Origin of the sequence: Streptomyces sp. LS1784, assembly GCF_020103755.1 — a bacterium.
GTDB lineage: Bacteria > Actinomycetota > Actinomycetes > Streptomycetales > Streptomycetaceae > Kitasatospora.
Map to the genome: position 1 here is coordinate 1 of NZ_JAHSQD010001254.1, position 628 is coordinate 628.

Here is a 628-nt window from a genome sequence, read left to right on the forward strand (position 1 = left end):
GCCTGCCGCCTCGCCCGCTGCCCCGCCCGCTGCCCCGCCCGCCGCCCCGGCCGCCGTCGGAGCTGCCGAGGCTCCCGCCGTGGTCAGCCGCTTCGACAGCGTCGGCCACCCCGGTGGTGGCGAGCTGCTCCAGTCCGCCGTGCTCGGCCCCGACGGCCAGCCCCGCAACGTGCGGGTCTGGCTCCCGCCGCAGTACGCCAAGGAGCCGAACGCCCGCTTCCCGGTCGTCGTGATGCACGCGGCCGCGCCCCGGAAGACCGCCGACGCCGAGGTCCCGGACGTCTTCGAGGGCATCGGTTCGGCCCTCCAGAGCGGCAAGGCCCACCCGTTCATCCTGGTCGCCCCCGAGGCACCGAACGGCACCGCGCACCCCTGCGAGCTGGTCGCCGCGGCCCCGGCCGCCGTCGCCGACGACGCGACGCTGCGCACCACCGTCGTGACCACCTTCCGCGCCCTGCCGCCCGGCCCGGCCTCCTGGGGAGTCCTCGGTGTCGAGGGCGGTGCGCCCTGCGCGGCCGCCGCCGTACTGTCCCGGCCCGACCTGTACGCCGCGGCCGCGGCGGTCTCCGGCCGCTACGACGCCACCGCGCTCACCCAGACCGGCGCCGAGGCCCCGGCCGGCAGCGCG

The 628-nt window shown here is 79.0% G+C and carries 1 pseudogene; it reads left to right on the forward strand.

Annotation, left to right across the window (positions count from 1 at the left end):
- Positions 1–79 precede the first annotated feature (79 nt).
- Positions 80–628 (forward strand): annotated as a pseudogene (locus KS423_RS46835) (hypothetical protein); the annotation flags it as partial.